The organism is Sphingomonas sp. SP4 (genome assembly GCF_058313375.1).
This window is the reverse complement of sequence record NZ_JBZFLE010000002.1, coordinates 422,731-447,374: the sequence shown is the minus strand read 5'-3', so window position 1 is coordinate 447,374 and position 24,644 is coordinate 422,731. Positions and strand designations below refer to the sequence as shown.

Annotated in this window: 17 protein-coding genes and 1 tRNA gene; 12 read left to right on the top strand and 6 right to left on the bottom strand. The window is 61.5% G+C overall.

The genetic code is table 11. The features are described 5' to 3' along the window. The first annotated feature begins 2 nt into the window (after positions 1 to 2). The 5 genes from AC4GYV_RS11500 to AC4GYV_RS11480 all read left to right on the top strand — a co-directional run bounded on the left by AC4GYV_RS11500 (position 3) and on the right by AC4GYV_RS11480 (position 11,447). Positions 3 to 209: a DUF2093 domain-containing protein gene (locus tag AC4GYV_RS11500; protein WP_491100841.1), complete on the top strand. Its 207-nt coding sequence runs from the start codon at positions 3 to 5 to the stop codon at positions 207 to 209. A gap of 418 nt (positions 210 to 627) precedes the next feature. After that, complete coding sequence (locus tag AC4GYV_RS11495; RefSeq protein ID WP_491100840.1) at positions 628 to 3,963, top strand: TonB-dependent receptor domain-containing protein; 3,336 nt, start codon at positions 628 to 630, stop codon at positions 3,961 to 3,963. 280 nt (positions 3,964 to 4,243) lie between these two features. Further along, complete coding sequence (locus AC4GYV_RS11490) at positions 4,244 to 7,573, top strand: TonB-dependent receptor domain-containing protein (protein ID WP_491100839.1); 3,330 nt, start codon at positions 4,244 to 4,246, stop codon at positions 7,571 to 7,573. A gap of 160 nt (positions 7,574 to 7,733) precedes the next feature. After that, positions 7,734 to 8,006, top strand: coding sequence for a hypothetical protein (locus AC4GYV_RS11485; protein ID WP_491100838.1), 273 nt, complete (start codon positions 7,734 to 7,736; stop codon positions 8,004 to 8,006). 243 nt (positions 8,007 to 8,249) lie between these two features. Beyond that, positions 8,250 to 11,447: a TonB-dependent receptor plug domain-containing protein gene (locus tag AC4GYV_RS11480; RefSeq protein WP_491100837.1), complete on the top strand. Its 3,198-nt coding sequence runs from the start codon at positions 8,250 to 8,252 to the stop codon at positions 11,445 to 11,447. A gap of 485 nt (positions 11,448 to 11,932) precedes the next feature. Here the strand turns inward: AC4GYV_RS11480 and clpB are convergent, their stop codons facing one another. Together clpB and AC4GYV_RS11470 are read right to left on the bottom strand one after the other, a co-directional pair. Then, positions 11,933 to 14,539 (bottom strand): ATP-dependent chaperone ClpB, encoded by a 2,607-nt coding sequence (gene clpB, locus AC4GYV_RS11475; protein WP_491100836.1) that lies wholly within the window; start codon positions 14,537 to 14,539, stop codon positions 11,933 to 11,935. Between the two features lie 66 nt (positions 14,540 to 14,605). Next, positions 14,606 to 15,337, bottom strand: a complete 732-nt coding sequence (locus AC4GYV_RS11470) for a hypothetical protein (protein WP_491100835.1) — start codon at positions 15,335 to 15,337, stop codon at positions 14,606 to 14,608. Positions 15,338 to 15,404: 67 nt separating this feature from the next. Between AC4GYV_RS11470 and AC4GYV_RS11465 the strand changes: the two genes are divergently transcribed. From AC4GYV_RS11465 to AC4GYV_RS11450, 4 genes are all read left to right on the top strand, one after another. Beyond that, a complete protein-coding gene (locus AC4GYV_RS11465; RefSeq protein WP_491100834.1) occupies positions 15,405 to 15,722 on the top strand; it encodes a polyhydroxyalkanoic acid system family protein in 318 nt (105 codons plus the stop codon). 48 nt (positions 15,723 to 15,770) lie between these two features. Further along, positions 15,771 to 17,081, top strand: a complete 1,311-nt coding sequence (locus tag AC4GYV_RS11460) for an FAD-dependent oxidoreductase (protein WP_491100833.1) — start codon at positions 15,771 to 15,773, stop codon at positions 17,079 to 17,081. A gap of 88 nt (positions 17,082 to 17,169) precedes the next feature. Continuing rightward, a tRNA-Pro gene (locus AC4GYV_RS11455) sits at positions 17,170 to 17,246 on the top strand. 115 nt (positions 17,247 to 17,361) lie between these two features. Next, a complete protein-coding gene (locus AC4GYV_RS11450) occupies positions 17,362 to 18,357 on the top strand; it encodes an integrase (protein ID WP_491100832.1) in 996 nt (331 codons plus the stop codon). On the opposite strand, the gene AC4GYV_RS11445 is transcribed toward AC4GYV_RS11450, so the two are convergent. From AC4GYV_RS11445 to AC4GYV_RS11435, 3 genes are all read right to left on the bottom strand, one after another. Beyond that, positions 18,342 to 18,833, bottom strand: a complete 492-nt coding sequence (locus AC4GYV_RS11445) for a hypothetical protein (RefSeq protein WP_491100831.1) — start codon at positions 18,831 to 18,833, stop codon at positions 18,342 to 18,344. The genes AC4GYV_RS11450 and AC4GYV_RS11445 overlap by 16 nt on opposite strands. 302 nt (positions 18,834 to 19,135) lie before the next feature. Continuing rightward, positions 19,136 to 19,765, bottom strand: a complete 630-nt coding sequence (locus tag AC4GYV_RS11440) for a hypothetical protein (protein ID WP_491100830.1) — start codon at positions 19,763 to 19,765, stop codon at positions 19,136 to 19,138. 2 nt (positions 19,766 to 19,767) lie between these two features. After that, positions 19,768 to 20,571, bottom strand: a complete 804-nt coding sequence (locus tag AC4GYV_RS11435; protein WP_491100829.1) for a TIGR04255 family protein — start codon at positions 20,569 to 20,571, stop codon at positions 19,768 to 19,770. A 723-nt stretch (positions 20,572 to 21,294) separates the two neighbouring features. Here AC4GYV_RS11435 and AC4GYV_RS11430 point away from each other — a divergent pair. Further along, positions 21,295 to 21,894, top strand: coding sequence for a recombinase family protein (locus tag AC4GYV_RS11430; RefSeq protein WP_491100828.1), 600 nt, complete (start codon positions 21,295 to 21,297; stop codon positions 21,892 to 21,894). Positions 21,895 to 22,263: 369 nt separating this feature from the next. Here AC4GYV_RS11430 and AC4GYV_RS11425 read toward each other — a convergent pair whose 3' ends face one another. Next, positions 22,264 to 22,554, bottom strand: coding sequence for an excalibur calcium-binding domain-containing protein (locus tag AC4GYV_RS11425; RefSeq protein WP_491101596.1), 291 nt, complete (start codon positions 22,552 to 22,554; stop codon positions 22,264 to 22,266). A gap of 120 nt (positions 22,555 to 22,674) precedes the next feature. Here AC4GYV_RS11425 and AC4GYV_RS11420 point away from each other — a divergent pair, with 120 nt between their 5' ends. Beyond that, a complete protein-coding gene (locus AC4GYV_RS11420) occupies positions 22,675 to 23,013 on the top strand; it encodes a hypothetical protein (protein WP_491100827.1) in 339 nt (112 codons plus the stop codon). Between the two features lie 656 nt (positions 23,014 to 23,669). Beyond that, positions 23,670 to 23,993 (top strand): excalibur calcium-binding domain-containing protein, encoded by a 324-nt coding sequence (locus AC4GYV_RS11415; RefSeq protein ID WP_491100826.1) that lies wholly within the window; start codon positions 23,670 to 23,672, stop codon positions 23,991 to 23,993. Positions 23,994 to 24,644 lie beyond the last annotated feature (651 nt).

Sequence of the window (24,644 nt, the reverse complement as noted above, 5' to 3'; positions counted from 1 at the left end):
GCATGTTGATGAGCGGCGGCGGCAAGACCGCGCGGGTCCATTATCTGGCTGGCACATTCCGGCTGCTGTCGGATGGTGACCATGTCGTCTGCGCCGTGACCGGCACGCCGATCCCTCTGCATGAATTGCGTTACTGGAGCGTCGCCCGGCAGGAGCCGTACGTCGACGCTGAAGCCAGCCTCAAGGCCGAGCAGGCTGCGATTCTTTAGCTCTAGGTCGTCACGCTCGGCCAGTTCGACTGTGGCGCCAACTGCGAAAAATCTGTCGTTTGCCGACACACGCCTGGCTTGATTCTCATTAAGCGAGTGCAGTCACCGTCTAGACTTGACGCAACGAATGACAGGCGCTGTGCCGAATCGGTAAGCTGAAGGTCGGATGAACAGCCTTAGGTCGACGTCGGTACTAATCCTGACCCGACGCCGTCGTGTGTCGCAAACTTAACGCCGTTTATCGAATCTGCCCGAGGCGTGACATTAAAGCCACGCCTTCTCACCAAAATGAACCTTTTGTGAACGGTTCGTTGCAGTTCCGTTATCGTGACGGCAACGTCGTCGTGCCGACACAGCATGAACGGCTGTGGGGCTTCTTATTTGCGCTTGGGGAAGCGCCTTACTGAGAGGGGATTGAATGCCAAAGTTTGCCTACCGGGCGTCGCTGCTTGCGACGACCATCATCGCTGGCGTCGCGATTGCTGCGCCTGCTTACGCGCAAGACGCAACCAATCAGCCCGGCACGCAGACGTCGCCGCCCACGGAAGTCTCGACGGCTCCGAATCCGGGAACGCAGACGGCGCAGGCCCCCACGACAAACGTGAATCAGCCGCAGGGCAGGCCGGAAATCATCGTTACCGGTTCACTGCTGCCCAGGACGACCACCGAGACGCCGTCGCCGGTCACGGTTCTTACGGCTCAGACCCTAGCTCAACGCGGTATCAACACCGTTGCGGAAGCAACGCAGCGCCTTCCCTCCAATAACGCTGGTACGATCACAGGCGGCTGGAACACGGGCTTCAATTTCGCCACGGGTGCCACGGCCCCTTCGCTGCGCGGCCTGACGGTGCAGGACACGGTTGTTCTGTTCGACGGCCTTCGCATGGCCGTTTATCCGCTCGCCGACGACGGCCAGCGCAACTTCGTCGATATGAACACCATTCCGAATGCGATCACCGATCGCATCGAAGTTCTGCGCGACGGTGCTTCGTCCACTTATGGCGCGGACGCGATCGCGGGCGTGGTCAACGTGATTACCAAGCGGGAAATCCGCGGCTTGCACGCGAACTTGTCGTACGGCATTTCGCAGCAGGGTGACGCTCCCGAGACTCACGCAGACGTCGCCTATGGCTACGGAGACCTCGCTAACCGTGGCTTCAACGTTTACGTGGCCGCTGAGTATCAGCGGAACGATTCGCTCTGGGCCCGGGATAGGGGCTTCCCGTTCAATACCCAGGATCTGAGCAGCATCTGCAATAGCTCCGGCTCGTGCATGTCGAATCTGAACTGGAACGGCATTAGCGAAAGCGGCGCTTACAACGGCCTAATCAGCATCCCCGGAGTAACGCTGGTCCGTCCCGCGACACCGGGAGCCAATGGAGGCTCAGGACACTACCAATTCCTCAATCAAGCCGCTCTCTGCCGCGGTTATGACGTGGTTCATCCGACTGATGCGCCAGCGTCCTCAACGGCCAGCACCCCAATCGTCAACGGCGAGCTGACGTCCTGCGAAGTCAACTTCCAACGCGACTATATCATGCTCCAGCCGAAGATCGTTCGCAGGGGTGTGACTACACGCACGACCTTCCACCCTGCGGAGGGTCATGAAGTCTACATTCAGGGCAATGCTTATTGGACCAGCACCTGGGCGGCATTCACGCCGATCGGATTCAACGGCAGGCCGACACCCCCCTACCCAGTGTCGCTAGCCAACTACAACGTCATGCAGCCGATCTATGTCTGTCCGACGGGCGCCGGCACTCCGACCGGCACGAACACTGGATGTACGGCAGGTACGCCGGACGCGATACTGAACCCGTACAACCCGTTCGCTGATCCGAACGGCGACGGCGACGGCGCTGACGGCTTGACCGCCCAGACGCTCCTGCGTTCGACGCGTCCGCGTGACGTGAAGACCGACGTGCGTGCGCTTCGTGGCGTAATCGGTGCCAACGGTACGTTCCTCGATGACTGGAATTACACCGCCGCATTGGCTGCTTCTGAGGTTCGGCTGAAGAGGGTGCAGAACGGCTATCTGATTCCGCAGCGCATCATGGACGTCGTCGCGCGCGGCGAGTTCAACTTCAACGATCCCGAAGCTACTCCAGAAAATATCTGGGACTACATCGCGCCGACTCAATCCGTGGTATCGCGGTCGAATCTTTGGCAGGCGAACGCCACCGTATCGAAGGACGTGGCTAAGCTTCCGGGTGGTGACCTCGGAATTGCGGTAGGGCTCTCTTACCGCCATGAAAGCGTCAACAATCCGAGCGCCAATGCGCCGCTGAACGACGCGTTCGGCAACCCCGATCCGACACAGAACCAGTATCTGCGTTACTACTCGATCAACGCCGTTTCGACCACGGGCAGCCGTAATGTGAAGTCGGCCTATTTCGAAATCGACGCGCCGTTCTGGACGCTTTCGACGAACGGCTTCGGCGCCGAAGCCAACATTTCCGGTCGTTACGACAAGTACAGCACGGGCCCGAGCAACTTTTCGCCGAAGGTCGGCGCAAAGATCACTCCGATCCGCGAACTCGCGCTGCGCGGCACCTGGTCGAAGGGCTTCCGCATCCCGAGCTTTAACGAAGGATTCGCGAACGGAACGCCGACCACGGGTTACGTCACCCGCTCGGTCGACTGCAGCAATGCGACCTACGCCGCGTTCTGCGCAGCGCACGGTGGCAACTCGTATGCGACCAATCCCTTCCCGCTCGGCTTGACGCAGGTGGGGAATCCCAATCTTGAACCAGAGAAGTCAACGAACCTGACAGCGGGATTGGTATTCCAGCCCATCCGTCAGCTCAGCTTCACGGTCGATCTGTTCAAGATCAAGATCAAGAACCTGATCCTTGGATCGTCGCCGACGCAGCAGCAGGCCGCGTTCGAACAATACTATGCGAACAATGGCGTCGTGAACATTCCGGGCATCACCGTACTTCCGGGTGTTCAGGATCCTTCGGCACCGCTTGCGCTGCCTCAGATCGGGTTCATCCAGTCGCTGTTCCAGAACCTGAACAGCCAGACCGTCAGCGGCGTCGACCTTGGTGTTAACGGACGCTTCAACTTCGGTGCGGTCCGGTGGACCACCAACGTCGAAGCATCCTACCTCCATCGGTACGTGCTTGATGATGCCGGAACGAAGATCCACTACGAAGGATCGCTCAGCCCCTGCAACATCACGTCCTGCTCTGGCTCGCCAAAGTGGCGCGCCACTTGGCAGAACACTGCCGAGTTCGGCAAGGCGTCCATCACCGCGACCGTTTACTACACGAGCGGCTACGGCAACGAGTCGACTGACTACGGCGCTACCAAGGGCGATTGCGCGAGCGGCCAGGAGTTCGGCTCAGTCATCAGCTACGAGGATGGTACCCCGGTCCGTTGTAAGGCGAAGCCTGTATGGGACGTCGACCTGACGGGTTCGTACAGGATCAACGACAGCATCACGGTCTATGCGAACGTCCTGAACGTGTTCAACATCGACGCTCCGTTCGATCCGAGCGCTGCGTACTCGCTGTTCAACTACAACCCGGCGTGGGCCGGCCCGAACATCATGGGCCGTTACTTCCGCATCGGCGCGAAGTTCGACATCAACCCGCGGCCTGTGGCTGCTCCGGTGATCGAGACTGCGCCGCCGCCCCCGCCACCGCCGGCAACGCAGACCTGCCCGGACGGCACGGTGATCGAAGCGACGGCAACCTGCCCGCCGCCGCCTCCGCCGCCGCCGCCGGCTGCCCCGGAGCGCGGTCTCTAAGGCCTGCTTAAAGATGAGGGCGGCCCTCGTGCCGCCCTCATTTCATCCGGGCTAATCGAGGGAGCTTTTGGCACCTCGCTGCATGAAACGACGGTTAATTCATGCCGGGATCGGTTCTGTGTTCGAATTGTCACAGGTGCGTGACGATTTGATTCGATCTCCCTGACTTCCGTTGCACGGCAATCTGCTTTCGGCATACGTCACCCCACTGCCGAGCCCGCTGGGGGGCTAGGCGTTCCTGTTTTGGCGCTCTGGGGAGCGCCCGCATGAGGGGAATGAAATGTCGAAATTTAATTTGAAGGGCTCGCTGCTCGCCACGACGGTTATTGCCGGCATGGCGGTCGCTGCTCCGGCGTATGCGCAAGATGCGCAGACCCCGCCGCCAGCGACTCCGGGCCCGGGCTCGACTCCGGCCGTTCGTGCCGACCAGTCGACCAACCCTGCGGTTGCTCCGACGACGAACTCGACCGCTGATCAGCAGACCACTGGCGCTGGCAGCAACGAGACTCCGGGCGGCGAAATCGTCGTTACCGGCTCGATCCTTCGTCGTACCACGACCGAGACCCCTTCTCCGGTCACCGTCGTCACCGCCGAATCGCTTGATCAGCGCGGCATTCTGACGACGCAGAACGCGATCCAGTCGCTTGCTTCGAACAACGGTCCTGCGCTGACCAACAGCTTCACCGCCAACGGCGCGTTCGCCGGCGGTGCATCGGCCGTCTCGCTGCGCGGTCTGACCACCAACTCGACGCTGGTCCTGTTCGACGGTCAGCGTTCGGCTTACTATCCGCTCGCCGACGACGGCGCGCGTAACTTCGTCGACCTCAACACCATCCCCGACGATATTGTAGAGCGTGTCGAAGTCCTTCGTGACGGCGCTTCGTCGTCCTACGGCGCCGACGCCATCGCGGGCGTGGTCAACATCATCACCCGCCGCGAGTTCAAGGGCGTCCGCGCTCGCGCCGACTATGGCGTTTCGCAGCACGGCAAGGGTCCTGAGTATCGCCTCTCGCTGACCGCCGGTCAGGGCGACCTCGGCACCAACGGCTACAACGCCTACATCAGCGGCTTCCTCTATCACTCGAAGATGGTCACCGCTGACGAGATTGGCGGAAAGTACGCGACCTCCGATAACCAGGGCATCTGCTACCAGGGCACCTGCGGTTCGCAGAACATCTTCAATGGCTTGAACGGCGCGGGCGTTGTGGACTTCTACACCCCGAATGGCCTCGGATTCACGTTCCGCCGCCGCAACCTGGCAAGCCCGACCAGTGCTGGCATCGGCCAGTACACGAACGCATCGTGCGGCAACCTGCCGACGCACGTCATCACGCAAGCCGATATCGATAACATCCAGGCCAACCAGGGCATCGGAAGCCGCTTCTTTGTCGGCCAGACCGTTTGCCAGACCGACTTCCAGAATCTTTTCGGCGTCATCAGCCCGAAGATCAATCGCTGGGGCGTCTCGGGTCGCGTGACGGCTGACCTTGGCGGCGGCAACGAAGCCTATGCCGAGGTGAACTTCCTCAGCAGCAAGACCTTCTACACCGGCTTCGGCTACCGCCTGAACCGCAACCTGCCCGCGCCGATCGACTTCCCGCTGGGAACGCTGTCGTCGAACGCGGCCGGTTTCGCTCCGGGTTCGTCGCCGCTGGCTCTCCCTGTCTATGTCTGCCCGACCGGCGTGGGTGATCCGAGCGGCCTGAACACGGGTTGTAACGCGTCGAACGGTGTTCTGAACCCCGACAACCCATTCTCGGGTGACGCAGTGCCGGTTCCTGCCCTGGTTTCGGGTGGTTTCCCGCAGCTGACCCCGTCGAACTCAACGAAGGAGCGTTCGTACCGCGGCGCCGCCGGCGTCAAGGGAACCGTCTTCGGCGACTGGGACTATAATGTCGAAGGCGTGCTGAGCCACGTTGACCTCGACATTCACAGCCACGGTTATGTCTTCGTCAGCAACCTGCTCGAAGCGATTGCTCGTGGTGAGATCAGCCTCCGCGATCCGCTGTCCAACACCACGGCTCAGCTGAACCGTATCGCTCCGGATCAGGACATCACCGCGACGTCTGACCTGTACGCGCTGCAGGGCACTCTCGGTAAGTCGCTCATGGAGCTCCCGGGCGGGTCGCTGCAGCTCGGCCTCGGTGCGCAGATCCGTTACGAGGCAGTGGACGATCCGTCGGGTAACCCCGACTTCAACGGCGCGTTCAACCGCTATCTGGTCCTCAACGCTTTCGGCGCGATCGGCCATCGTACGGTTTACTCGGCGTTCGCGGAACTCGAAGCTCCGATCCTGCGTCAGCTGACGATCAACGCCTCGGGTCGCTACGACAAGTACTCGACCGGTCCGAGCAACTTCTCGCCGAAGGTCGGCGTGAAGTTCACTCCGACCCGCGAGCTTGCTCTTCGTGGTACCTACTCGCGTGGCTTCCGTATCCCGTCATTCGGTGAGGCGAACTCCTTCCCGACCACCGGCTACGTCACGGCCACGTCGGCGCTGTATCCCGCGAGCTACCTGGCTCAGTATGGTTGCGCCCAGTTCACCGGATGTACGCCGTACCTGACCAACGCTGCTGTCGGTCTGACGACGCTGCACAACTCGAACCTGAAGCCGGAGAAGGCCCGCAGCCTCACTTTCGGCGTCATCCTCGAGCCGATCCGGAACGTGTCGTTCACCGTCGACTACTATAACATCAAGAAGACGGACGCGATTTCGAACCCGCAGTTCTCGGCCGCCATCGCAGCTTACTATGGCTGCGCCTCGGTTGCCGATTTCAATGCCGGTCTCTGCAACGTCCCGGGCTTCACGGTCACGCCGGACACTCCGGACCCGTCGAACCCGAACGCCCTGCCGCGTATCTCGACCGTCTCGGGTACGTACATCAACGCGAACACGATCAAGGTCTCGGGCCTCGATTTTGGCGCCAATATCCGTCGCAACTTCGGCCCGGTTAAATGGAGCTCGGCGCTCGACGCCAGCTACATCATCAACCTGAGCACGTCGTTCCCGGATGGCACCACGCAGCAGTATGCGGGCACTCTCGGCAACTTCAACCTGACCGCAGGTTCGGGTACGCCGAGGTGGCGCGCGACGTGGCAGAACACGTTCGATTGGGGACCTGCGTCTCTGACCGGTACCGTGAACTACTTCGGCGGCTACAACCTGTCGGCTGAGGACCAGACTGGTCCGAACACCGCTGGTGAGTGCGGCCTGAGCAGCGGCATCCAGCCTTGCGACGTCCGTTCTTACACGACGTTCGACTTGAACCTTCAGTACAAGTTCCTGGACAAGTTCACGCTCTACGGAACCGTCCTGAACGTGTTCAACAAGCTGCCGCCGCTCGATACGGTCACCTACGGTGCGTATCTGTACAACCCGGTTCAGGGTGGCGATTACGGAATCTTCGGCCGTTACTTCAAGGTCGGCGCGAAGGTTGAGTTCGGTGGTGGTGAAGGTCGCGTAGCCGCTGCGGCTCCGGTCCTTCCGCCGCCGCCGCCGGCAACCACGACCTGCGCTGATGGCACGGTTGTCGAGGCTGGTGCGGCTTGCCCGCCGCCGCCAGCTCCTCCGGCTCCGCCGCCGCCGGCAGCTCCGGAGCGTGGCTACTAAGTCAAGCTTGAGTTCAAAGGGGATGGGGCGGCGAGAAATCGCCGCCCCTTTTCTTTTCAGGGACTTAGCGGCTCGATTTTCGACGAACGGCGGGTAGCCGACATTGCTTTTCAGCAGTTGGGACGCCAAAAAGCTGATCTGCATTAAATAGGAGTCTCTAATGCTCGCTCTTGTAGCTTCTGCGTTGCTTATGGGCGTTGGCGCGCCCGATCCGCAGCCCGCCGTCGGCGCTGCTCCTCAGGTCCAGGCTCAGGCTCAGGCAGCCAAGCCGAAGAAGATCTGCCGTTCGGAGGTCGGAACCGGCAGCATTCTGCCCAAGCGCACCTGCCTCACCCAACAGGAGTGGGATGCTCGAGCTGCAGCGACCGCTAACGACGCAGACGCGTTGCGCCGGGGACAAGGCGCTCGTTCGGCGCCCGGCAGCACCAACTAGAAAAGGCTGACATATCATTTGTGGGGGCGGTGCTTGCGTGCCGCCCCTCTGCGATTGCAGGTGGCAGCACGTGCATGATTGCCCGCAGTTAATGTGATGGATTCGCAACATGTGTCGCAAGAAGTGAGCCGCGCCGGTCCGTTGCTCTTGCGTATCGACTGCTGTTCGAAATAGGCTTCATGCCGCTGGAATAAGGAAGCTCAGGGCGTGCCGACGCTTGCGTCGGCGGAGGGAGCTGTCCTTATGCAAGCGTTCCACAAAGGGAATGTGCGCCTTGGCACCGCGTTGCGTGCCGGAAGCGCACTCACTGTGCTAGCTGTCGCGGCTTTGGCATCGGATCCTGCTTATGCGCAGGATCAGGCGGCTGCGGCACAACCCACCGATCAAACTACTCAAGACCAGTCGACGAGCAGTGCGCCGCAGCCCGGCGCACCAAACCCGCAGCCGGTCCAGAATGCGAATCCAGGATCAACTGGTGAAGCTATCGTCATCACCGGGTCGATCTTCCGCCGCACCAACACCGAAACGCCGTCGCCAGTCACCGTTCTGACTTCTCAAAGTCTGGCACGGCGGGGCATCACCAACGTGTCGGATGCCGTAAGATCGGTGTCGGCAGACAGCAGCGGGTCGATCCCGAATGCCTTCGCGGCAGGCTTCGGCGCAGGCGCTTCAGCGCCGTCGCTCCGCGGACTTACCGTCAATTCCACCCTGACCTTGGTCGATGGGCAGCGTGTCGCCAACTATCCGCTCAGCGACGACGGACAGCGCTCGTTCGTCGACTTGAACACAATGCCGCGCGTCTCGATCGACCGCATCGAGGTGCTCAAGGATGGCGCATCCTCGACCTACGGAGCGGACGCAATCGCCGGTGTCGTCAACATCATCCAGAAGAAGACCTTCAACGGCGTCGATGCAACGGTCGAGGCCGGCACGTCCCAACATGGCGGCGGCACCGAGTATCGCGGCTCCGTCCTTGCGGGCTTCGGTGATTACGACACCCGCGGCCTGAACTTCTACGTGGGCGCCGAGTATGAGCTCAACAAGAAGATCTACGCGCGGGATCGCGGATTTCCGTTCAACACGAACGATCTATCGCGGCTCAATGGCGGCCTGGACCTCAACGCCAACCTGATCGACTCCGGAATCACGCCAAACGTCGCGCAAGTGCGTCGGGCGCAGCAGCTCGAGAACAACAATCTGTTGGATGCGATTCCGACGGGGCAAGAGTTCCTGCTGCTAAACCCCGCGCAATGCGATGAAGTCCACGGAACGATCGTGAGTGATCCTGAGCTGGGTCAAAGCTGCGAGGAGAATTTTGTCGCGAATTACGGGGAGATCCAGCCCAAGACCGAGCGCTATGGTATCGTCGCTCACGGACAGGTCCGCCTGAACGACGACATCGAAGCGTACATGGGGCTGAGTTGGTACCGGAACAATCTCGTGGCGGGGACCGCTCCGCCGCTCGCCCTCCGGCAAAACAACCCAATTCAGACGACCACATTTGTCCTGCCGAACTGGGTCTGCTCGGCCGGGGTCAATTGCGACACGGCGGCCGATCGGCAGCTCAACCCGTACAATCCCTTCGCTTCGGCAACGGGTGATCCGCTGCAGAATGCCGCGCAGCTTTATTATCGATTCTCGGAGCGTGATGGCCTCAACCGCGACGCGGGCTTCCGCAACGAAGTTTTGCGCGGAGTCGTGGGCGTCAACGGCACGTTCGGCGACGGCTATGATTTCCGCGTCGACGCCACTGCTTCGCAAAGCCGCCTGCGGCTAAGCGCCGATGTGGTGAGCCTCGAAGGTTTCTCGCAGGCGATTGCGACCGGGCAGTACAACCTGTTCGACCCGACGCTGAACAGCGATGCCGTCAGGGATTCGGTCATCCTGCGAAACGTCTACACCGCGACTTCGGCGCTGTACGCGATCCAAGGGCAGGTAACGAAGAGCCTGTTCGAGCTTCCAGGCGGACCGCTGCTGCTTGGTGTCGGAGCGCACTTCCGGCATGAGTCGCTGGATAATCCGGATGGAAACCCCACTGCGGATTTCATCGGCTTCAACCAGGCCAACGCGCAGGGTGACCGTGACATCTGGGCCGGTTTCTTCGAAGTCTCGGCGCCCGTCGTGAAGCAGCTCGAGTTGCAGCTGTCGGGCCGGTACGACCATTATTCCACCGGCTTCAGCAACTTCTCTCCGAAGGCTGGCGTCAAGTTCACGCCGATCCGGCAGCTCGCGCTACGCGGCACCTGGTCGAAGGGCTTCAGAGCGCCATCTTTCGCTGAGACGTCGGGTCAGATCACCGGCTTCACGGCCTATACCCCGGGCAGCTTCCAATCGCTCTGCGAGCAGCACGGAGGCTTGTTCAACACGGGTGATCAGTCCTGCGACGGCGGCAGTCCATACACCCGCGCCGGCCAAGCGCTTGGCTTCCGCAACAGCGGCAACCCTGATCTGAAGCCTGAAAAGTCGGAGAGCTACACCGCAGGCATCGTCGTGCAGCCGATTCCGGAGGTGAGCTTCACGATCGATTATTATCACATCAAGAAGAAGGACATCATCACGGCAGGCCCCCTGTCGAATTCGGCGCTCTCCGCCTATTATGCGGGTACGCCGCTCCCCGCAGGGTACGACGTTATTCTCAATCCAATCGATCCGCTGTTCCCGACCGGCATCAGGTCCGTCGGAATCATCGTCGGACCGTATGAGAATGCATCGAGCCTGGTGACCTCGGGCTTCGACTTCGCGGCTCAAGCGAACTTCAAATTGTTCAACAAGGTCCGCTGGACAAGCAACTTCGAAGCGACGCTGATCAGCAAGTACGACTTCCGGGCGTGCTCAGACACGAGCGATCCGAGTTGCGGACTGCAGCAATATGTGGGCACGCAAGGGCCATACATCCTGTCCTCTGGAGCCGGCACTCCGCGTTGGAAGGGAAATTGGTCGAACACCTTCGAGTGGGGACCCGCAACGATGACTGCGACCGCTTACTATGTCAGCGGCTATAAGAACGTAGCCGAAGACCAGAGCGGCCCCGGACAGCGCAATTGCGCCGACCTCTACAACGACGACAGGCTCTGCCACACCAAGAGCTTCGTGTGGGTCGAGTTGGTCGGAAGCTATAAGATCAATGACGCATTCACGGTTTACGGCAACGTTTTGAACCTGTTCGATGCCAAGGCGCCGGTGAACCCGCCGAACTATGCGGCCTTCAACTATAACCCGACCTATACTCAGTCGGGCGCAGTGGGCCGCTTCTTCCGGTTGGGCGTCAACTACAGCTTCCGGCCGCAGGAGCGTCCGGCACCTGAACCGGCAGCGCCGCCGCCGCCACCTCCGCCGCCGGCAACGCAGACTTGTCCGGACGGAACGGTGATCGACGCGACGGCGACCTGTCCGGCGCCGCCTCCTCCACCTCCGCCCCCAGCGGTACCTGAGCGAGGCTAGTTGTTTGCCAGGGGAGGGAAGAGGCGGCGCTCGCGCCGCCTCTTTTTTGAGTCAGCTACTTTGCTTTATAATCCGCCAGCATCTCGATCGAACCGGAGGTCGTCGTGATCGGCATTCTAGCAGCCGCCTTCTTACAGTCGCATCAACCGACCGCGACCAAGCCACCAAGCCTGCAAGATGAAGTCGCCGGGATCCCTGGGGCAGCGCCTGGCGCGAAGAAGATTTGCCGCACGGAGGCCAAGCTCGGGAGCATACTGCCGAAGCGCCTCTGCCTGACGCGAGAGCAATGGGACGCGATTACCCGGGCGAATGAGTCGGATTCCGACTGGTTTCGCAATCAGCACGCAAACTCGCCGACACAGTGTCAGATAGAGCGGAGTTGCTGAGCCACGGCTCGAGGCACGAGGGCTCGGCCGCTAGGCCTGAGCATCATCTGTGGGCCATCCCCGCAGAAAGAAGTACTCGGCGGCAGGTCTGCTGCCGCCTTACTCCGCAGCTTCGGGCACCCGCTCGGTGACGGGCGTCAGCACGAGCTGACCGTCGCCTTCGTCGACCCGAACCGTTGATCCGTCCGGAATCTCACCAGCCAGGATTTTGTCCGCTAGAGGATCCTGCAGATACTTCTGCACGGCCCGCTTGAGCGGCCTAGCGCCATAGACGGGGTCGTAGCCGACGCGTCCGAGCCATGCCCGGGCCGCATCGGTTAGCTCGAGCTTGATCTTCCGATCCTCGAGCAGCTTCTGCAGCCTGGCGACCTGAATATCGACGATCGGCCCCATGTGTCCCGCCGCCAGGCGATGGAAGAGGATGATCTCGTCGAGGCGATTGAGGAACTCCGGCCGGAAGTGCGCGCGCACCACTTCCATCACCTGCGGCTCGGCCTTTTCGACCGGCTCATCCTCGCCGAGTGACGCAAGATACTGCGATCCCAGGTTCGAGGTCAGAATGATGATCGTGTTGCTGAAGTCCACCGTGCGCCCTTGGCCGTCGGTGAGGCGGCCATCGTCGAGGACCTGAAGCAGCACGTTGAAGACGTCGCCGTGTGCTTTCTCGACCTCGTCGAACAGCACGACCTGATAGGGCCGGCGCCGCACGGCTTCGGTGAGCACACCGCCTTCTTCATAGCCGACATAGCCCGGAGGTGCGCCGATCAGCCGTGCGACCGCATGCTTCTCCATGAACTCCGACATGTCGATGCGGACCATCGCGGAGCTATCGTCGAACAGGAATTCGGCGAGTGCCTTGGTCAGCTCGGTCTTGCCGACGCCGGTCGGGCCTAGGAACAGGAACGAACCGAGCGGACGGTTGGGATCCTGAAGGCCGGCACGCGAACGGCGGACGGCGGCGGCGACGGCCTTCACGGCATCTTCCTGACCGATGACGCGAGCTCCGATCAGCGCTTCCATTTGGAGGAGCTTCTCGCGCTCGCCCTCCATCATCCGCTCGACGGGGATTCCGGTCCAGCGGCTGACGACGGCAGCGATGTCCTGGTCTGTGACTTCCTCGCGCAGCATCGCGCCTTGCGATGCCGCTTGCGCGTCGGCGAGCTGCTTTTCGAGCTGCGGGATCCGCCCGTACTGAAGCTCACCAGCTTTCGCGAGATCGCCATTGCGCTGCGCCTGCTCGAGTTCGAGCCGCGCAGCATCGAGCTGCTCCTTGATCTTGGCCTCGCCGGCGATCTTTTCCTTCTCGGCCTGCCACCGCTGCGTCAGCTCGGCCGACTGCTGCTCGAGGTTCGCGAGCTCCTCCTCCAGCTTGGCGAGACGGTCCTTGGACGCTCTGTCCTGTTCCTTCTTTAGCGCCTCGCGCTCGATCTTGAGCTGGATGATGCGACGATCGAGATTCTCAATCTCCTCGGGCTTGGATTCGACCTCCATGCGGATGCGGCTCGCGGCTTCATCCATCAGGTCGATCGCCTTGTCCGGCAGGAAGCGGTCGGTGATGTAGCGATTGCTCAAAGTTGCCGCGGCAACGATCGCGGCGTCGGTGATGCGAACGCCGTGGTGAAGCTCGTACTTCTCCTTCAGCCCGCGCAGGATCGAGATAGTGTCGGGAACGCTCGGCTCACCGACGAATACCGGCTGGAAGCGCCGCTCCAGCGCCGCATCCTTCTCGATATATTTGCGATACTCATCGAGGGTCGTCGCGCCGATGCAGTGCAGCTCGCCACGCGCCAGAGCGGGCTTCAGCAGGTTGCCGGCGTCCATCGCACCTTCGGCTTTCCCGGCGCCGACGAGCGTGTGCATCTCGTCGATGAACAGGATGATGTCGCCGGCTGCCTGCTTGACCTCGTCGAGCACGCCTTTGAGCCGTTCCTCGAACTCGCCGCGATACTTCGCGCCCGCGATCAGAGCACCCATGTCGAGCGAAAGCAGGCGCTTGTCCTTGATGCCGTCGGGAACGTCACCGTTGGTGATGCGCAGGGCGAGGCCTTCCGCGATCGCAGTCTTGCCAACGCCGGGCTCACCGATCAGCACCGGATTGTTCTTGGTGCGGCGCGCGAGCACCTGGATCGTGCGGCGGATTTCTTCGTCGCGTCCGATCACGGGGTCGAGCTTGCCCTCGCGCGCAGCTGCGGTCAGGTCGCGAGCATATTTCTTGAGTGCGTCGTAGCGGTCTTCCGCGCCCTGCGTGTCTGCAGTGCGCCCGCCGCGCAGCTTTTCGATCGCAGCGTTGAGATTCTGCGCGGTGACGCCCGCCTTAGCCAGCGCGCCGCCGACGTCGGTGTTCTTGGCCAGCGCCATCGCCAGGAGAATGCGCTCGACGGTGACGTAGCTGTCGCCCGCCTTGGTTGCGATCTGCTCTGCCTGATCGAGGATGCGGATCGTGTCGCCGTCCATTGCGGGCGCTTGCGTTGCGCCGCTGCCGGTCACCGTCGGAATCTTCGATACGAGCGCGTCGACTTCACGTTTGGCGGCCTTCGCATCGCCGCCCGCAGCCTGGATTAGCCCGGCCGCCATGCCCTGCTCATCGTCGAGCAACGCCTTGAGCAGGTGAGCGGGCGTGATACGTTGCTGGTGCTCCCGGACGGCGATAGTCTGCGCGGCCTGTAGAAATCCGCGCGCCCGGTCGGTGAGCTTTTCGAAATCCATTGATACTTACCCCTTTAGCCTTAGGGTCGATATGGTGTTGCAGTTCAGCAACACAAGGCGCCCGGGTCAAGGATTCTGCGAGTTCGTCACCGTCCCTGCAGGCGGTTGTTGGGCCTCTAAACCAGCCGCGTCTTTGGCATGGGCAAGCTCGTAACTCCGAGCGCAGGCGATTGTGCCCTCATCATTCACGCCCCAGGTCCGAAATTTGCGGGAGTCGATGTGGAAGCGCAGCCCGACATAGAAGCCCAGGCCTACGCCATAACGGTCTCCCGTACGCGCGTGCACGATACATAGCCGATCCATCATCTCAGCGCGCGTGATCGGATGCAGCGGCACCAGGTCGACAGCCTGCATGAAGCGATGCGCACTCTCGGGCGCACCCTGTGCGCATTGGTTCAGAGGCACGTTACGATACACGGAGACGGGCTCGACTGCGCCGACGGTCGGGATGACTTCGTCGCGGATATAGCGGAGCGTCTGCACCACGTTCGGCCAGTCTGCCGAGGGTGGCACTTCGAATGGCGCTTGGCCGCATTTCTGCCAGTCGCTTGCCGTCCGCAGCAGCTGCCACGTCGGGACGATCCCGGCGACACCCCAGGTAGTCAGAAAGTCGTTGAGCGCCTTCACCGCGGGCGGATGGGAGGGGGAGGCCAGATACCAGTTGCGATAGCCCGGTTCGTCCTGTCCCGCCGTGACGTAAGGCGCCAGCGGCTCCCACGGCATTCCGGGAGTCCAAACCGGCGGCTGGGCCGCCGCGGCAGACCCGGTGGCGAGCAACAGCAGGGCAACCCGACGCATCTCGGGAACGATAATACGTTCAGCGAGCTTGAAAAGCTCCGAAAGCGACGCCAGGTGTATTACTACTATGTCACAGCCAATCGAAGTCGATCTCCCGCACAGCCTCGGCAAGGACGAGGCCCGGCGCCGGATCGCCAACAATGTCCATCGCCTGGAAGAGCACATTCCGGGCGGTGCCCAGGTCGAATCTGGTTGGGCCGGCGACCAGCTCAACCTGCGTATCCAGGCGCTCGGCGAGACGGTTCAATCCACGATCGACGTCGAAGACACGAAAGTACGGGTAAAAATGCTTCTCCCCGGCATGCTCGGCATGTTTTCCGGCGTGATCCAGGCCGCGCTGCAGAAGAAAGGCAACGTCCTGCTCGAGGATCATTCGAAGGGCTGACGCCTCGCCGGTGAGCCGCTAAGCAACTCCACGACGAGGAGGGCGCGCATGCGGCATTTCGCAGTGGTCGGTTCGGGTCCAGCAGGCTTCTATACGGCGGAGGCGCTGGAACGAGCGTACGGCGACAATGCTCGCGTCGACATCCTCGACCGCTACCCTGTTCCCTACGGCCTTATCCGCTTCGGCGTCGCGCCGGACCATCAGTCGCTGAAGGCCGTTTCCAAACGCTACGACAAGGTCGTCGAGAGCGCCGGTGTCGATTTCATCGGCAACGTCCACGTTGGGCGCGATGTTTCAGTCGCCGAGCTGCTCGAACTCTATGATGGGGTCATCCTGGCCACGGGCGCACCGCATGATCGGAAGCTCGGAATTCCGGGCGAGGAGCTTCCTGGAGTGATGGGCTCAGCCGAGTTCGTCGGCTGGTATAACGGTCATCCCGATTTTGCCGATCTCGATCCACCGCTCGACGGCACGCATGCGGCGGTGATCGGCAATGGCAATGTCGCGCTGGACTGCGCACGGATCCTGTCGAAGACGCGCGCGGAGTTTGAGGGGTCGGATATTGTCGGGCATGCGCTCGACGCACTCGAGCGATCCGAGATCCGGACGATCACCATTCTCGGCCGCCGCGGGCCGCACCAGATCGCGATGACCCCGAAGGAGTTGGGCGAACTTGGCCATCTCGAGCAAGCATCGCCCGTGGTCGAAGAATCGGACTTCCCGCCTGTCGAAGCCGACGAAGCCCTCGAGCCCGGGCATCGCAAGTCCATCACCATTCTGCGTGGCTTCGCCGCTACGCCGCCCGATCCGAGTAAGCCCAAGCGCATGGTCTTCGACTTTTTTGCCAAGCCGCTCCGGATCGAAGGGGAGGGCAAAGCGGAGAAAATCATCGTCGAGCGGACCGAGCTTGACGATCGGGGTGCGGCTCGCGGCACGGGGAATACCTACGAAGTTCCAGCGTCGCTGATCATCACGGCAATCGGCTATTCGACACCGCCTATCGAGGGTGTCGCCTACGATGAGCATGGCACTAAATTCCGCAATGAAAACGGGCGGATAGCCGATCGGCTCTACGCTGTCGGCTGGGCCCGGCGGGGCCCGACCGGAACGATCGGAACGAACCGGCCCGACGGCTACGAGGTAGCCGACCAAGTCGCCGCCGAGATGCCGCCCGGAAGCTCGCAGGAACGGGCAGGGGCCGAGGGGCTCAAGAAGCTTCTCGAAAGCCGCGGGGTCATGGCGACCGACTATGACGACTGGCGAAAGATAGAGGAAACAGAGGTCGCCAACGCTCGTCCCGGCAGCCCTCGCGAGAAGTTCGTGAGGGTCGAGCATTGGCTGAAAACGGTTGGCCGCTGAACGCTGCTTGCGTTCCTGAGAACCCGCATCTATCTAGCCGCAGCCTTGGCTCCCGCCGCGACTGAATGTCGCCTCCGCGGGTTCCGGTCGGGGAGTAGCTCAGCCTGGTAGAGCACTGTCTTCGGGAGGCAGGGGCCGGAGGTTCGAATCCTCTCTCCCCGACCATCTATCCTTTCGCTTTAAGAACTGACGGTTAGCCCCGCTCACCCTTCGGGGGCGGGTCGCTCCGTTCGGCCTTCGTGGCGCTCCAGAGCACAACGAAAGCACAACGGGGAGCAAAATGGCGACAATCACAAGACGCGGGACCGGCTGGTATGTTCAGGTCCGGCGCAAGGGCTATCCGGCGCGATTCCAGACCTTCGCCACGAAGCGGAAAGCGGCAGCCTGGGCAGCAGAACAGGAGGTAGCTCTCCAGGGCTTGGAGGCCCACACGGCGCAGAAGGCCCCCAGGATGACCGTAGAGGCTCTCCTGAGACGATACCTGGTCAGCGTCACCCCGAGCAAGCGGAGCGCGGAGAGCGAGTTTTGGCGCGTTTCAAAGATGCTTAGAGCTTCCATCAGCGGACTGGAGCTTGCCCAGGTCCAGCCGAGCCATGTGGCCGCCTACCGCGACTGGCGCTTGGAAACGGTGAAGCCTGGAACCGTCCGGCGGGAGCTGTCCTTGCTCCGCACAGCCATAGAGGTAGCGAGGCGCGAATGGGGTGTGGAGCTGCGCCAGAACCCGGTGGACCACGTGAAGCGTCCAATCGCCCGCGATGCTCGGGACAGGCGATTGTCGGGACAGGAATGGCGACGGCTTGAGGAGGCTCTCAGCCTTACCCGCAACAAGGAGGTTGAGCCCTTCGTGCGCCTGGCTCTGGAAACGGCCCTCCGTCGCGGAGAGTTGCTTGCACTCCTTTGGCGTCATGTAGACCTTGAGCGGCGGGTGGCCCACATCCCCGACACCAAGACCGGCCATCCCCGAACCATCCCGCTGTCGCCCGAAGCCGTACGTCTACTCGGGTCTAAGGAGCGAAAAGGGGAGCGCGTGCTGAACCTGACTCCTATGGCCCTACGGCGGGCCTGGGAGAGGCTCTGCAGCCGAGCTGGGGTGGAGGGGCTGCGCGTTCACGACCTCCGCCATGAGGCTCTCTCGCGTTTCAGTGAGTTGGGATTGAATACCCCAGAACTGGCGGTCATCAGTGGCCATAAGGATGTGCGGATGCTGATTAGGTACACACACATAAGCCCGAGCGCATTGGCCCTTCGGCTCGCCACAGCTCAGGCGCTCATGTAGTCCAAGTCCAGCTTGTCGCTTCCCAGGTAATCGGCGGCGGTCATCTCACCATACGTGGAGAGGAGCGAGCCGCCGAAAGCCATCCTACCAGGGAGCTTACAAATGCCTTCCCATGCCCTGAGTGTTTTGACCCACTCTTGCCGGTCGTTGGAATGGGCGTCGTCTTCCAAGATGCAAAACAGTGTAACCTCCACCGCGTCGGCGTCCCACGAGGGGCTGGCGGCCACCCGCAACTCGGTCGCCTGACGTATCAGGCGCCCTTCAGGGCTATCCTTGTTCTTTTTGTCGTCCAGACGCTTTCTGAGGGGCTGCATCGCCTCCACGAAGTCATCCGGGAACGCGAACCGTTCCTTGTGTCTGGCAAGCGCGTCCGCGAACAGGCGGCGTTCCTGGTCGGATGGGTCCCAGTTGATACGTTCGGAGGCCGTCAGGATCGACTTTTGGACTGTCATCACAAGGTCCAGATCGACAACCATTGAGTGGGGCGCGAGCTGGGGAAGGTAGGCGAAGCGCGGTTTTCTACGCCGCCGCGTCAGTTCCAGGTCCTCCGGCGTTACGGTTCGGAGGGCAGCCACCTGGACCTCATCCCTTCGGAGTACGTCACAAGTTTGAGTTACCAGCGCGAACCCAGGCACTTCGTAAAAGGAGGCGTCGTAAGCCTCGTCACCGGTACCTGGGCTAAGCGTGACGAAGGGTAGGTCGCCTAGAGCGGCGTCACCCTGTTCCCAATCACAACTCTCGTCACACTGCCCGTCCAATAAGACCGTACCTCACTACGTCAGGTCTTCTTGACCGTAATCGGCACCCGCTTGATAAGCTTTGGAGCCGAGGCCTCGGACGGTGATTGATCCGCTCCCAGTAGGGGTCCTCCGGCCACGCGGATCTTGTCGCGGGCGCGTCCCGTAAGCGGCCCGATTGGCTTCGTTTCCGGCTGGAACAGTGGATGCGCCGTTTGTCCCGCCTCCGCCGCAACGACTAACGATCGAGTGGCGGCGGGTGAGCCGGTGTCGAGAGCATGGACTTGCTCCAGTAACGCTTTAACGGCTTCCTCGTTCTTACGGGACAGAGGTTTGCCGCTAGCCCAGTCGTGCATAGCCCGACGGCTCACACCGAACTGTCCCGCCAGTTCTTCCCACCTGAACCCCGTCAGACGCCTAATGGTCGAGAGCGCGACCGGAACCGAAAACGGCTCCTCCACGAGCGCGTAGGATTGAGTGCGAAGCGGCGACGTGCCGAACAAAGGCAAGTTGGCGCCAGTATGACTCGTGACGCCGTTAGTTGGCGGTGCACTGAAACCCATGATAGCCATACTGCCAATCAATAGCGATACCGCCGACAAAGGTTTCGTCGGCACGTAGTAATACGATGCCAACTTGTCTGCTCTCGTGTGCCCGGTGGGTGTGACCATTTTTACTTCCTGAACTCGTCTAGCAGCGCTGGCAATGCTGCCCAACGAAATACCGTATAGATTCGTTCTGCCGCAGACGTCAGCATTTTGGTGATGCTAGAGCTGTTGAACGGGCGCGCACCTTCTTGAAACACGTCCATATCTAGGAACCATCTTGCCTCATCGACGGGCGGCATAATGCTCGCATCCACCGTTCCCGATGGCGGCATTAGTCCGTAGCGCATCTGGAGATTGCCTTCCTCAGTGGTCACTCGCACGTCACTGATTGCGTGGGTGGCGGACTTTACGATTTCGGGCGTCAGAAGGAGGGACAGCTCTGGGCGTATGAAGTCCTGGATTTGGTCCAGATACCTTGCGCCAAGAGCGTTGATGTATCGTAGGCCAATCCTGTGCGCTTGGGACGGGTGGAAGTGTTCAAAGACTGCGTCGAGGACCGCCTTCGATCGGCTCAGGAACTCTGTCCGGCTGCTGTACCTGAGTGCCTCTAAGCTAACGAAGTCTGTGCTCAACCCAACCCGCCAGTTCTGCTCCGCATCGGTAAACTGCCACACTCGCGTTGCAGTCGGGGCCGGTGCGTGCATCACGCCGTTTGGGCCAAGGGTAAGCGATATTGCTTCGGACTGGGTGCTCGTAAGTTCCGGGTAGTCGGCTCGTATGGCGTCCTGGAAGGAGATGATGCCAGAAACCTCACCTATGCGGAGGATGGAGGAAAACTGGGTCTGCATTAGAACTCGGACGAGGGGCGCGTTCGGCAAAGGCACCTCGTCTGGCGCCTTGTCCACGAACGGATTTTGGATTTGCCGCATGAGCGCATCCTTCTACGCCAAAAGATGGTGATGGGAAGCAGAATGTGAAGTGGCCGCGTTAATAACGCGTTTAGCTGTGGAGAACCTATCCACGAGGCCACCGGCGACGGCTTGCCCAATCAACAACAACAACCGTCCGTGTTTACCGGAAATTTTTGAAACCACCGGGGCAGGGCGTCGGATGGAACCGGGTGAGTGGTCGGCATGGGACCCATCAAGCGGCAGAGGGGTGCAGATCGAATGTGCTCAGTGGCCCACCGGTCGGCGCTTCCTCCTACGTTCCAGTTCTTCCTCGGCCATCAGTCGGAGGCCGTGCCGACCAGCGGAACGCCATTCTCGCCATATGGTCCCCAGGATTTCGTCGTCCGCACCCCGTAAGGCCTTATCTAGCCTCGTCGCGCCTTCAGCCTCCATCGGAGCAGTCTTAAAGCTACGCAGGACGTCCAAGATCGCCGCTCGGGCGGCATCTTTTCGGGCTTCGCGCTCATCGCGCGCCCTAGCGAAGGCCAGGCGAAACTCCTCACGAAACTTGATGAGATCGACAGGCGACATTCCAACCACATAGTGGTCCCGACCCTGTCCTTCCAGCCGGGCTGTCCGTTAGGGTATAGCCTAACGGTGCATCGTATTGGGACGTTATAGGCGTTCAAATAGGGTTGCCTTCCGCATTTTGGAACGTAAGCTCCCCATGGTCTAAGGACCTATCGGAACAGGGGTTGCTCAATGTCCAGTCTCATCGGTTACGCCCGCGTCAGCACCAACGACCAGGATTGCACCATTCAGGAGGCCGCGTTGCGAGCCGCTGGTTGCACGGTCATCCGGTCGGAGAAAAGGAGCGGGACCAGCCGCGAGGGGCGAAAGGAGCTTGAGACAGTTCTCGACTTCGCCCGTCCCGGCGACACGATTGTGGTAAGCCGCATCGATCGCCTTGCGCGGTCCCTCCTCGACCTTGAGTCAATCGTGAGGGACCTCAAGGCCAAGGGCGTCCACCTCAAGGCGATAGAACAGCCGGTCGATACGTCCACGCCAGCCGGTAAGGCCTTCCTCCAAATGCTCGGCGTGTTTGCGGAGTTCGAAACGGCTCTGCGTCGGGAACGTCAGATGGAGGGGATCGCCAAGGCCAAGGCCGATGGGAAATACAAGGGCCGTAAGCCCTCCGTGGATGCCGCCAAGGTGCGTGAGCTTCGTGCGGGAGGTATGACGCCCTCGGCCATTGCTAAGGAGCTGAAAGTAGGCAGGACAAGCGTTTGGCGGGCTTTGTCGGAGGACTCTGCCGCTCGGAACGCAATGGCCCGCGTCACAAGCACAACATTGTCCGCATAGCATCGAAGTCCGTATCGGGCGGTATCGGAGCCGAGCGAAAATCGCCCGAGTAGGACGTCGTTGCGGAGCCGGTCCTGTCATAGCTGTTAGCGCTGTCCAAGACGTAAGTTCTGGCGTCACAGTCTATCGTGACATGCACCATATCCTTCGCCCCGCCCGACCTTAGGCGCTGGAACCAAAAGTTCTTGCGGACGCCGTGGTATTGGTTCGCCAAGTCCGTGGTCACGCTATCAAGGTCAACTTGGAGTTCGATGACTCCACTGTTTGCATTGGGCTTCCACGGAAGGGTCGCCCAGTCGGATGCAAGGGAGGGGCTTGCGAGCCCGATAAGGACGACTGTCGGGGCCAAGCGCCAACGTGAGTTCGTGCTCATTCGCACCCTATCCCATCCCCATCACGGTCCAGATGCCTTCCGTAACCGGGGTCGCCTGCCCGAACTGGAGCGGCTCCAGCCGCGCGAGCTTGCGCACAGTTGGCGAACACCCGTCCCGAACTGGTCGATACGGCTCGCAGGGCCTTTGCTGGCGTGGAGCTAGGCCCACGGTGACAGTGGTAGCCGCCAGTCTTTCGATTGTTATGGCAACCCTCGGCGTTGAGGCCGCCTGGATGGGCGCGAGCCGTGCCCGGTAGGCCCCCTATCGTCAACGTAAGGCCGAACATCATCAACACGCTCGGAACGCGCATCGAACCCCCCTGATTAACCGAGCGCCCACAGGAGAACCGTTTACCGCTGGTGAGTCAACGGCTGGCAACCCAACATTTGCCTGTTAGGCTCCCTCCATGCCTTCTCCTTCAGACAACGACCACGACCAACCCGAGTGGGAACACGCCCGCGCCGAGAAGCTGATGGGGGCAACCGTCCTCGTCGGCATGACCTACAACGAGCCATCCGGGGAGCGGTTAGAACAGTTCTACGGAAGGGTGATGAGCGCCGACCCTAAGGAAGGCGTCACGTTGAGGCTGGAGGGGAGCCGCTCGGGAGAGTGCTACACGCTCCCGCCTGACCTCAGGGCGTTCAACCCGGCCAAGCCGGGGACATACCGCCTACGGGCGACGGGAGAGGACGTCATCAACCCGGACTACACGACCGTTTGGGACCTTACGCCGCCGCGTCACTGAGGTCGCGTAAGCCGCCAAACCCAGCCGGTTATAACCGCCGCAATCCAGGCCATTGAGAAGCAAAAAGCGCGAGGCGCGTAGGCGATTGGGTGGAAACTCCCACCCCACCTCTCGCCCGACCTTACGGAGCCCCAGACAATGTTGAACAGGAAGTCATGCTCGGCCCAAAATGCATAGGATAGGGGCGCAATCCATCCGATTGAGGCCACTACGAGGAGTATGCGACGGAGGGCGCTCATCGGGGGAGCATCGCTTAGGTGGCTAATGTCCGCAATGGGTCGAAAGCGGACTTTAAGGACCATGAACTAAAAGCCGAGCATGTTCGCACTAATCTTATCGGCATTGATATCGACAGATCGGCATCCGCCTCCGTCGCTGTTTGAGTTTCAACAGGCTGCCCAGTCATGCCGAATGCAGGTTGATCCGGCGCCGGATGGCCTGCGTCGCGTGGAGGGCTGGTATTTTCCGGAATCTCGCAGGCTCGACCTGCTTAGCAACCAATCGGAAGTCAGTCGCACCTGCATGGAGCTGTGGGCACGGAGACATAAGATCACTGTAGTTTTAGTGAGGCTCTAACGTCCGCAATGGGTCGTAAACGGACATTAGCCTCCGGCGCTCAACCGACCATTTACCCAAGTCGGGTATCGGCGCTTCCCATGTCGAACCTTCGCCCCTTCAAGCCACGCCGACGCGGCAACCATCGCCCCTATCGTCGTCGGGGGTCGTTGAGCGCCTATCCGCTGTTCGCCGGGTGCTGCTTGCTCCTCGCGGTCGTCTCCATCGTCAACACCGCCAAGGTTCGCTCGGGCCCTGATGGACCAGCGGCAACGGGGGCTCTCGGGCTCCCGGTCTACTACCCGAACTGTGCCGCAGCTCGGGCGGCTGGAGTGGCTCCCATCAACGAGGGTCAACCTGGCTACCGTCAGGAGCTGGACGCGGACGGTGATGGCGTCGCCTGTGAACCCTACGGAGGCATGTAGCCACTAGGGGCGCTAGGCGGCCCAGTCCCGCACGAAGGACCGCTAAGGGGTCGGGCGGCTCCAAATACGACGTAGAACCGCATCCGCTCCACTAGATGCTTTGCGATGGCCTGAGCCGCCGCGTCTGACCGCGTGGCGTCGCGGTGCGTGAGGTCGCTACGGTGGCTTCGCCTGGACAGTTTCAGGCCGAGGTAGAACAGGCTGATGAGCTGGTCGTCGGTGAGCTGAACCCAGCCTCTGCCACGGTTGTCGTCGGGGTCGTCAAGGTGGAGCATCGAGTTCAACGTTCCCGAATCTGTTCTGTGTTCGTTCTACAGCCCTAGGAACCCAAAGACACCAGGGTTGTTTGTGGGAAATCGTCGGACCCCCCCTCCCGCGAGTCCGGCTTGTAGAAGGGCGGTCTGGAGGTGGAGGGTCGGGCCGCCCTTTTTCTTGCCTTCTAGGATTGGTCGCGCCAGCAAGTCTGGGAGCGAGCCGAATCGATTGGTCGCGAACAGGGGGACGGGCGCGGCTCGGCGCGTCCGCTTCCTCCTCGGCTCCGATGTGCTATTAGCCCCGTCGAGCAACTTGTCTGGGGCGACCATGAAGATTGCGATTGTGACGCTACTGTTCAGCGCTGCCGCTGGAATATCGGCCGTATTAGCGAACTGT